This is a genomic window from Streptomyces sp. NPDC059994 (assembly GCF_042737755.1).
GTDB lineage: Bacteria > Actinomycetota > Actinomycetes > Streptomycetales > Streptomycetaceae > Streptomyces.
Genome location: NZ_JBHWUR010000110.1, coordinates 15706 through 25006, shown reverse-complemented (window position 1 = coordinate 25006; position 9301 = coordinate 15706). Strand labels below are relative to the sequence as shown.

Below are 9301 nucleotides of genomic sequence, written 5' to 3'. Positions count from 1 at the left end.
TCGGCCCCCGCCCCAGCGACGCCGCCGCCACCGAATGGCAGCACCTGAGCGAGGCCCTCAACCACTACCGGCACGCCCGCATCACCCAGCGCCTGGCCGCCGTCCAGCGCCCCCACGCTCACAGCCCCTTGGCGCACGGCCCCACCGCCGCCCGTCCGCCCTACACTCCCCACCCGCCGCCGGGCCGCCAGCCGCCCCAGCGCCCCTGACACCCCACCTCATCGCCCGCGAACACGGCCGCGTCAGCCCCTGTGCCGAAGAGCAGCCCTTGGCTGGAGAGGGCCGAGATCGCCGGGGGAGTTTTGAGTACGTACTCCCTGCGCTCATGAGTACTCGCCCCGACGACCGGGCAGCGCGCGCGGGCCAGGATGGCGGTCATGACCGCACCCCACCCGAGTTCCACCGCCGCCCCCGCAGCGGCTGACCCGTTCGCGCCGTCCACGGCGCCAGTGCGCATCTTCGCCGGTATCGGCCTCCTGCTGCTTGCTCTCGCCTGCGGCGCGTTCATCGTCGTTGTCCTTGGCCAGGCCTACAGCGGAGACGGGGCGAGCGGCCCCCTGGTGGAGGAGGCTCAGTGGTCGATGGGCCTGTCCGCAGTCGCGGGAGCGCTGGCGCTGTGCCTGCCCACCACCATGGTGAGCTACCCAGCGCGGCGCACGGCCGTCAGGCTGCAGTATGCGCTGGCAGTCGCCGGCCCCGCGCTGGCCGCCATCGACTTCGCCTGACAGGCGGGGCCTTGGGCGGCGTGTACAGCAAGCCGTCACGCGATAGCTGAACCTGACGGCGGACCGCGCGGCCGCGCCCGGATCCGGGCGCGCCCCCCGCCTCCCCTGGGAGGGGAGCAGAAGGTGGCCCCTCCCGCCCGGCGGGAGCAGCCACCCCGCCGCAGAGCCACGGTCTTGCCGGGCCCGCCCGGGCCGTGAAGTCTCCCTGGCGCACGCCTCGGCACACCCTTGCCGTCGTGCTGATCGGAGAGGACTCATGGGCCCGCCCCGCACCGCCCCCGTCCCGCCCGCTGCCCGGCTGCCCGGTCCCTACTGGGTGCTGGTGGCGGGCTTCACGCTCGCCCGCAGCGGCGCGGTCGTCGTGCCGTTCCTGTCCTTGTATCTGGTCACGCACCTGCACCACAGCCCGGCCGAAGCCGCCCACGTCAGCGCCGCGTTCGGGGCGGGCTGGCTGGTGGGCCCGCTGGTCGCGGGCACCCTCACGGACCGCATCGGCCGGCGCACCACCTTGCGTATCGCGCTGCTGAGCACCGCGCTCTCCTGCCTCCTGCTGAGCCAGGTCCGCAGCCTGTGGGCGCTGGGCGGATGCGCCTTTGCGGTCGGCTTCTTCTTCGACGCGCCCCGCCCGGCGATTGCCGCCCTCATCACCGACCTGGTGCCGCCCGCCCTGCGCAGCCGCGCCTTCGGGCGCCTTTACTGGGCGATGAACCTGGGCGCGGCGATTGCCGCCGCTGCCGGATCCCTCCTGGCGGATGGCCACTTCGCGCTGCTGTTCCTCCTGGACGCCGCAGCCAACGTGGCCTTCGCCCTCGTCCTCGGCGCCGTACGCGAGCCCCCTCGCGAGCCGGTGAGCACGGCTTCGGGAAAAGGCCGGGGCGCCGTGGCCGGGCTGCTGCGGGACGGGCCGTTCATGGCGCTGTGCGCCATCACCCTGGCCTGGCTGCTGGTGTATCAGCAGATGCTGTTCGGCCTGCCCCTGGCCATGGACCGCGCCGGGCTCTCGCCCCGCGCCTACGGCATGGTGTGTCTGGTGAACGCGGCCTGCGTCCTGGTGTACCAGCCGCTGCTGCAGCCGGTCATCGACCGTTTCACCCCCGCCGCGGTGTGCACGGCGGGCGCGCTGTTCACCGGGGCGGGCATGGGCGCGAATCTGCTGAGCCAGGACACCCTCGGATACGCCGCAGCGGCAGGGATCTGGACGATCGGGGAGGTGCTGTTCTTCGCGGCCGCCATGACGGCTGTGGCCGACCTCGCCCCCGCCGATGCCCGCGGCACCTACGCCGGGGTGTGGGGCTGCACCCTGGGCCTGTCCGCGCTGGGCGCACCGCACATGGCGGCCTGGGCGATGAACACGGGCGGCAGCGCGGCCCTGTGGTCGGCGTGCGCACTGCTCGGCGCCGCGGCCGCCACGGCATGCGCGGCGCTGCGCCCGGCCATCGAAGGCCGACGCTCAGGCACCGGGCCAGGCCGTGCCCGCGACGCCGTTCCCGCAGCCTCCTGACCGCCGATGGGGGCTCGCACAAGAACCCGGCTCCCCAGCTTGTAGCGTCAGACGCTGTGAGTACGGACATCGACGGCGGGATCGAGTTCCGCCATCCCGGCGCCGGCACGGACTACTACGAGGGTGAGCCGTGGGTCTGCGCCATGGACCTGTGGCCGCTGTACGACCAGAGCGACTACGCGGCCTTCGGATGCCTCTTCGGGGTGCGCAACTACGCGGGATACCGGCCCCTGGCCGCGGAACGCGGCCTGCCCGAGGACGTGTCGAGCCAACTGCGCGAGCGACTGCAGCCCTGGGTGGCAGAGGGCCACCTGTCGAGTGCTACCTGGATCCTGTGGTCGGAGATCGCGGCTCTGGATCCCGCAACCGCTCCAGGGCACTACACCGGCCGCCTCACATGGTCATCCCGGGCCAAGCCTGCGACGTTGCACCAGCAGCTTGTCCCGGCCCAGTGGTCCCCGGAGCTCATTGCCGCGGTGGGTCGGCGACCGGAGGACCTCGACCAAAGCGACCACGACACAACGTGGATCAGCGGTGACCTGCTGTGCCAGTACGAGCCGTTGACAGCCGGTTCCATCCTGGGTCCCAGATCCCACTGGCCGCATGTGTTCGCCGTGATGAAGGCTCTGGCCGATCGCTTCGGCGAGGACGCCGTCCGGCTCGTCGTGGCCTTCGACTGACCGAAGGCCCGGCAACTGGTCGCAGACTGCGGCAAGAGCCGCCTTCGCGGATCCTCATCACCGGCCTCCTGCCGCGGTAGCCGGGCCCGGCGGCGCGGATTCCCCCCGGGCGCAACGGCCGATCTTTAACGCTCCCGGTTTCCCGCCCGGCGGAACCAGCGCGCCGAGCGGTAACCGGCAGACGCAGCAGCGCGGCAACACTGCCCGCATGCCTATCGACGACCCGTGCAAGGCGATCGCTGCCGTCCTGTATCCACAGCTGCTTCCCGCCATCACCACGACCGAGCCCCGGCCCGCCGACCCCCCTCAGCACGCGGGCGCCAGCCCCGAGATGACACCGCCGAGCCTCGCTGCCGTCGGCGACCCAATCCAGGCCCCCGCGCCGCCGGACACCTCCTGCGGCCCGCCCGATCCGTACGCCGAGATCTACGCCAGCCAGGTGGCGCAGTGGCAGAGGATCGTCGGCGAGCTCCACCAGGTCCGCGACTGGGGAGCGGACCCCCTGCTGCACGCCCTGGACGCGGCCCGCCGCCGCCGCGCCGAGGCCGAGGAGGACATCCGTCTGCTGATCACGCTGGGCCGGGAGTTCACCGGCCCCCGCCCCTACGACTGCTGCGCCCTCGCCCGCGCCTCGGGGCTGAGCGACTACCTGGTGCGCCGCTGCTACGGCGAGCAGGACATCGAGTCCGTCCGCCAGATCACCGGGCTCAAACCCCGCACCCCGGCTGCGGACCCAGACGACCGGGTGGCCAGCTAATGCCGCATCAAGCAACGTCCGCCCTGTAGTGACGCGCCGTCCCTCTGGTGAGACAAGCGCCTCAAAGCCCTTGTGCGCAGGGTCAATGCAGCCCTGATGAGGCCCGTTGAATTTCCCCACCCGATGCTCAGAGGTTCCCCAGGCCTGCTCACACTTCTCCCCACCCGCAGCGCGTTGACCTACGAACGGATGTCACTCAGGAGGGGCCGCTCGATAACCAGCCCAGCCTGAGCTGGAACGGCCGATGCTACGGCTGCTCGGTTGCCGCCGGCAGGTTGTGCCATGCATGTCCGCAGGCGCCTTTGCAGTACCTCTTGCGGCGGCGAGTGTCAGCAACGGCGAACACGGAAACGAGGACGCGGAACGCCTTGACGTGTTCGGCGGAGGGCAGGCCCGCGAACCCGTAGCGGGGCGGGTCCATGCAGATCATGACCGAGGGGTTAGCAGTGGGCTTCACACCAGACCGCGCCACCCCCGCACGGCCGTCCGCAGCTGTAATGTGCGCCTGCATCGCATAGCCGGCGACTTCCTGCAGAACCATCTGCTGGCGTGTCGGGGCGAGGTCGGAGAACCAGCTCACACCAGCGTCCAACGTGCGGAGCCCCTGGGCGATCTCGTTGACGACCCGCTCGGTCTCGCGCCGGAGAGTGCGGCCGTCGTCGCTGCTCGGTTCAGTCATCGCTGGATGATTTCACGACGCTGATTCAAGGCGAGGGCCAGCACCAGCACCCGACACAGCACGGGCGACCCCGGCCATCGTTGCCTCCGGCAGTCAGGCGGGGAGCGAAGAGCAGCACTGGCCGATTTCACAGATCCTCATCAGCCCTGCACGTCACCACAGGTGCAGGAAGCTCCGGATGTCGTCATAGCCGTCGAGGGCCCGACCGTCCACGGCCGTCGGGTCCGCTTCGGCGCGCGTCGCCAGCGCCTGCGCCAGCGCCAGGGCTTCATCGCTGAGACGCCCGAAGCGCCGGGCGGCGTGTCCCAGGCACAGTCCGGCCAGCCCGAGCAGCGGACTCCCCGGCACAGCCCGCGTCCCGATCTGCACGCACCAGTGCTCGACGAACTCCGCGTCGTCGTCGTTCAACGCGCTCCCGACCAGGACACTCGCTGCCTCGCCCTCGGCCGAGCGGTCGAGCAGAGCTCGCTCCAACGTCTGGGCCACGACCTCGTGAGGCAGCGCAGGAGGGTTCTCGAAGCCCAGATGAGAGTGCACCCCGCGAGACTACGCGGACCGCGCGATCCGCACTCGACCGGCAAGACCGAGGCGAACGTTGCCTGTGCGGCACTAGCCGCACCACCGGCCACCGCCCCCGGCCGGACCCCGCAGCAGGCACCCTGCGTGCTCCCGCGCTGGGGGAGTGTGAAAAGGCCTCTCCCGCCTGCCGGGAGGGACAGCCCACCGGGGTGGGCCGGGCGTTGCCTGCCCCTGGACGGGCCCTGGAGTCTGCCACCGCGAGCCGCCGCCCGGGGTTCCCCACCCCGCCCCGGGCGCGCGGCCGTCCCCGTGCCCAACGAGGCCCTCGATTCTGTCCATGGCTCGGCGCGCCGCAAGCGCCGCGTCCTGTCCCCGATCCCGGAGTGTCCGATGTCGCCGCACCCTCACCCGGCACGTCCTGTCCGCCGCCTGACCGCCCTCGCCCTCTGCACTGCGTTGGCCGCCTTCGCGGCCGGTACCGCTGCCCACGCGAGGCACGCCGTCACCGGGACGGCGGCTTTTCCGCACCTGCCTGAGCAGGGCCGCCTCGTGCGCGCCGCTCCCACTCCGGGCCTCCACACCGAACGGGCCGCACCCGCCGCAGCGCAGGCGGCGCCGGCCGTTGCGCAACCGGCGCCACCGACCGGCTCCGGCCGCGACCCGGGATGGGACTGAACCGGCCGCGCACCACCCCCGCCTGCCCCTGACAGGGCGGATCCCCCTGCGCCACGGCGACTTGGAGATGAGCCACGACGTGAGCCTGTTCGCTCTGATCGACGCCTTCGCCTCACTGGCGCGCGAGGTGGCGCCGCCCGCGCGGGTGGCCGCAGCCCGGGGCCTTTTGGCGCTGCCCGGCGCCGAAGCCGCCCTCGTCTACGCCCTGGACCAGCCCGCCCGGCGTACCACGGCCCTCCAGATCGCCCGCGTCCACGTCGCCGATGCCCCCGGCGCCTCCTGGCACCTCACCGCGCTGCAGTGGATGCGCGTGGCGGGAGCCACCTGGCAGGAGTCGGCGAGTTTTTGCGCCGATGTGGCCTGGAGCGCCCGCCAGGAAGGACGCCGTGCCTGCCCGCCCGGGCCGGCCGCCTTCACCGCGCACGCGCCCGACCCCATCACCGCGCGCACCCTGCGTCACCTGTATCTGGCAGGGCTGCGCTACGAGTTCCGGTGCGCCGACATCCAGGCCGTCCTGCCCCGCGAGAGCCACGCCCTGGACCCCTACACCCGGGCCCTGGGCGTCTTCGCCGCCCTGGGCCGCTCCCAGAGCACCGGCGTTACGGCGATGCACCGCCTGCTGGACCACCCGGCAGCGGCCGCGGACCCGAAGGTGGCGCATGCCGTGCTGCACGGCCTGTGGCTGGGCGAACGCCTGCCCCACCAGGGCGAGCTGATGCTCGCCGTGCTGCGCCTTGAGCCCTTCGCCCGCCGCGAGGACCCCCTCGCCCTCTCCCGCGAGGCCAGGGCGTGGCGCAAGGTCGGCGATCTCGACGCCGCCCTCGAATGCGTCGAGCGGGCCTTTGGCCTGCTGCCGCCGGCCAGCCTCGATCTGCATGCCGACCTGGTCCGCGAACGCGGCCTGATCACCATCGCCCGGGACCTGCAGATGCCCGGCCCCCGCCAGGAGCGGGGGAGTTCCCGGCACACCCCGGGCTCCAGCAAAGCCGCGAGTGTCGTGGCCGGCCAGGACGCGGGCGGGCGTCGGCGCTGGGCCCTGGACCTGGCGCCGTGCAGCGCGGACTTCCCGGGGTGAGACGACGGTGACTGCACGGGAGGGAGCGTTTCGCCTCTGCGCGGCGCCGGACGGGGTCCCGGCCCGGCGTCGCCCGCACCCCCCATGGCACACGCCCGCGCGCCCTCGCACCCACTCAAGCACCGCCAACGCGGCCCGCACCCTGTGGCAGGCCGTGCCCGCGCCCCCTCGCCCGTGACCCCGCGGCCCCGGGCGCACGCCCGGGGCCTGAGCAGAGGAAGCCCCCATGCCATCCACCGTTCAACCGCCCGATGCGCCCGTGCTGGTGCTGCTGGGCTCCGGCGAGCGCCAGCAGCACGGCTACGCGTGGGAGTCGCTGGCGGCCCGCCACAGGGTGTTCCTGCTGGATACCGTCGAGCCGACCTGGCAGCGCCCCTTCATCACCGGCTACCAGGCGGTGCGGGTGCGCGACGGCGCTGCCGTGCGCGCGGCGGTGCGCGAGGTGGCGGCCCGCCATCGGATCGCAGGGGTGCTCACGTGGGACGAGCACGCGGCCACCGCCGCAGCGTCGGCGGCACGGGAAACGGGCTGCGTCGGCGCCGACCCGGCGGCGGTGCGCGCCTGCCGCAACAAGAGCCTCGCCCGCGCCGCCATGGAGGCCCAGGGGATCGCCACCCGCTGGGCACAGTGCTTCGACCTCGTCCAGGCGCGCGCGGCCGCCGCATGGATCGGCTACCCCCTCGTCCTGAAACCGGCCGCCTCCTGCGGCCGCGACGGAGTGGTCAAGATCGCGACGCCCGAACAGCTCCCACACGCTTACGCGTTCACCGCCCGGGCCGCCGCACGGCAGAGCCCAGAAGGCGCGGGCATGCTCGTCGAGGAGTATCTGGACGGCCCTGAGATCAGTATCGAGACCATCTCCTGCCGCGGCCACCACACCGCCGTCGCCCGCACCCACACCCAGCTGGGCGAGCTGCCCGGGGCCCCGGTGACCGCCCACATGGTCGCCCCGGACCTGGGTGCCCCCGCCACCGACGAGGCCGCCCGGATGGCGGCCACCGCCCTGACCGCCCTGGGCATCACCCATGGCGCGAGCCACGTCGAGCTGCGCCTCACCGCGACCGGCCCCCGCGTCATCGAGGTCAGCCCCTGCCTGGCCGGTGACCTGATCCCGCACCTGGTACGCCTCGCCACCGGCGTCGACCTCGTCGCGGCCGCCGCCGACCTCGCCCGCGGCCGCACCCCCGACCTGCGCCCCACCCGCGCGCATGCCGCCGCGATCGGGTTCCTGAACGCGCCCGCGCCCGGAGGTCTGCAGCCGATGACGATCAGCGCCCAGATCGCCGCCCGCCCCTGGTGCGAGCGGGCCGTGGCCGAACACCTAACCGCAGCACCCCTACCGGTGGCCACGGCGGCTGCAGATGGGGCGGCCCGCCTGGCACACGTGGTGGTGACCGCGACCACCCCCGCCCAGTGCCGCACCCGCCTCGAACACGCCCTGGCCGCCCTCCACCCCGCCACCACCACCGACAGCACCAGAGCGAGCGCGGCAGGAGCGCCCTGATGCCCGCCCCGCTCCTGCGCCGCCCTCAAGCGGGCGCCGCCCCGGCCCCCAGGCCCCGGATGCGAGCCTGTCAATGCACCCAAGGGCCGGTGCGCGTCGCCGAGTTCACGGCAGGCGCCGCCATGACATACCTCCACCGCTCATGGGCCCGCCTGTACCGGGCGGACGAGCACGCCACGGCCTACCAGTCACCCCTGTGGCTGACTGCGTGGGCCCGCCACCGTGCGCCCGGCCGCGAACCGTTCATCGTCAGCGTCCATGACCACCGCGGCCCCGTCGCCGCCCTGGCCCTGACCCGCCACGTCGACAGCGACGGCCGCCGCCGGATCACCGCCCTGTCCGCGCCCGCAGCCGAATGCATCCGCCCCCTCGGCCCCGGCGCCGAACACCCCGCCGTCGCCGCCGCACTGGCCGGGCATCTGCACCACCTCGCCGACGACCGCACCGAGGTGTACCTGCCCGATCTCCCGGCCGACAGCGCCCTGGCCCGCCACGCCCAGCGACTGTGGAGCGGGTCCTGCACCCAGACCCCGTATGCCACCGTCCCCCTGCCCCTCGACCTCACAGGCCTGTCCCGCTCCACCCGCCGCGACCACCAGCGCCGCCGCCGGGCCCTGCACGCCCTCGGCGACCGCGTCACCTACCACCGCACCCACAGCAAAGAGCAACTCCTCGCCGCCTACCGCGTGCTGGAACAGCTCCACCACCAGCGCAACGCCGACCGCCCGCCGACAGGCGCACTGACCGCCAACGCGAGTCTGCCGTGGCCCGCGGTGCTCAGCTCCTGCGCCCCGATGGCGTTCATCGCCACCCTCAAGCTCGACGGCCAGGCCGTCGCCGCGCAGTTGTGCCTGCACCACGGCAGGCACGCCTACTCGCTGCTGGCGGGGATGGACCCCCGCCACCGGGCCCTCGCCCCCGGGCACACCCTGCTCCGCCTCCTCGCCGAGGACCTCACCGCCACCGGCTTCACCGCGCTGGACCTGGGCCGTACGACGGCGGACCCCGGCCAGCGCGCCTACAAGGCTGCCTACGGCGCCAGCTGGCGGCTCAGCACCTCCGTGTCCACCCAGGCGGCGAGCTCGCTGCCCGCCGCGCGCGAGCCGCTGTGCCGCAGCACCCCGGCCGCGGGGGAGCCCCCCCCCCCCGGGGGCGCCCCCAGGTGACGCCCCCGGGGGGGGGGCCC

General features: G+C 73.7%; 10 protein-coding genes. 8 read left to right on the top strand and 2 right to left on the bottom strand.

Features of this window, described 5'->3' with window-relative positions; all coding sequences use genetic code 11:
• From ACFWA7_RS33720 to ACFWA7_RS33700, 5 genes are all read left to right on the top strand, one after another.
• Nucleotides 1-209 (top strand): hypothetical protein (locus ACFWA7_RS33720; protein WP_385826848.1); only part of this gene is annotated, 209 nt, incomplete at its 5' end.
• Between the two features lie 168 nt (nt 210-377).
• Nucleotides 378-725, top strand: a complete 348-nt coding sequence (locus tag ACFWA7_RS33715; RefSeq protein WP_385536757.1) for a hypothetical protein — start codon at nt 378-380, stop codon at nt 723-725.
• Nucleotides 726-981: 256 nt separating this feature from the next.
• Entirely contained in the window at nt 982-2226 is a 1245-nt protein-coding gene (locus ACFWA7_RS33710) for an MFS transporter (protein ID WP_385536754.1), read from the top strand.
• A gap of 56 nt (nt 2227-2282) precedes the next feature.
• A complete protein-coding gene (locus ACFWA7_RS33705) occupies nt 2283-2906 on the top strand; it encodes a hypothetical protein (protein ID WP_385536751.1) in 624 nt (207 codons plus the stop codon).
• A gap of 208 nt (nt 2907-3114) precedes the next feature.
• On the top strand, nt 3115-3663 hold the full coding sequence (locus tag ACFWA7_RS33700; protein ID WP_385536749.1) for a hypothetical protein: 549 nt from the start codon (nt 3115-3117) through the stop codon (nt 3661-3663).
• Between the two features lie 247 nt (nt 3664-3910).
• Here the strand turns inward: ACFWA7_RS33700 and ACFWA7_RS33695 are convergent, their stop codons facing one another.
• Both ACFWA7_RS33695 and ACFWA7_RS33690 read right to left on the bottom strand, forming a co-directional pair.
• On the bottom strand, nt 3911-4342 hold the full coding sequence (locus ACFWA7_RS33695; RefSeq protein WP_385536746.1) for a DUF5958 family protein: 432 nt from the start codon (nt 4340-4342) through the stop codon (nt 3911-3913).
• A 153-nt stretch (nt 4343-4495) separates the two neighbouring features.
• Nucleotides 4496-4879 carry a hypothetical protein gene (locus ACFWA7_RS33690; protein WP_385536744.1) on the bottom strand — a complete coding sequence of 128 codons (384 nt, stop codon included), beginning with the start codon at nt 4877-4879 and terminating at the stop codon, nt 4496-4498.
• 736 nt (nt 4880-5615) lie between these two features.
• Here ACFWA7_RS33690 and ACFWA7_RS33685 point away from each other — a divergent pair.
• From ACFWA7_RS33685 to ACFWA7_RS33675, 3 genes are all read left to right on the top strand, one after another.
• Entirely contained in the window at nt 5616-6611 is a 996-nt protein-coding gene (locus ACFWA7_RS33685) for a hypothetical protein (protein ID WP_385536741.1), read from the top strand.
• Nucleotides 6612-6837: 226 nt separating this feature from the next.
• Nucleotides 6838-8115 (top strand): acetyl-CoA carboxylase biotin carboxylase subunit family protein, encoded by a 1278-nt coding sequence (locus tag ACFWA7_RS33680; RefSeq protein ID WP_385826846.1) that lies wholly within the window; start codon nt 6838-6840, stop codon nt 8113-8115.
• Between the two features lie 89 nt (nt 8116-8204).
• Entirely contained in the window at nt 8205-9281 is a 1077-nt protein-coding gene (locus ACFWA7_RS33675) for a GNAT family N-acetyltransferase (protein ID WP_385826844.1), read from the top strand.
• Nucleotides 9282-9301 lie beyond the last annotated feature (20 nt).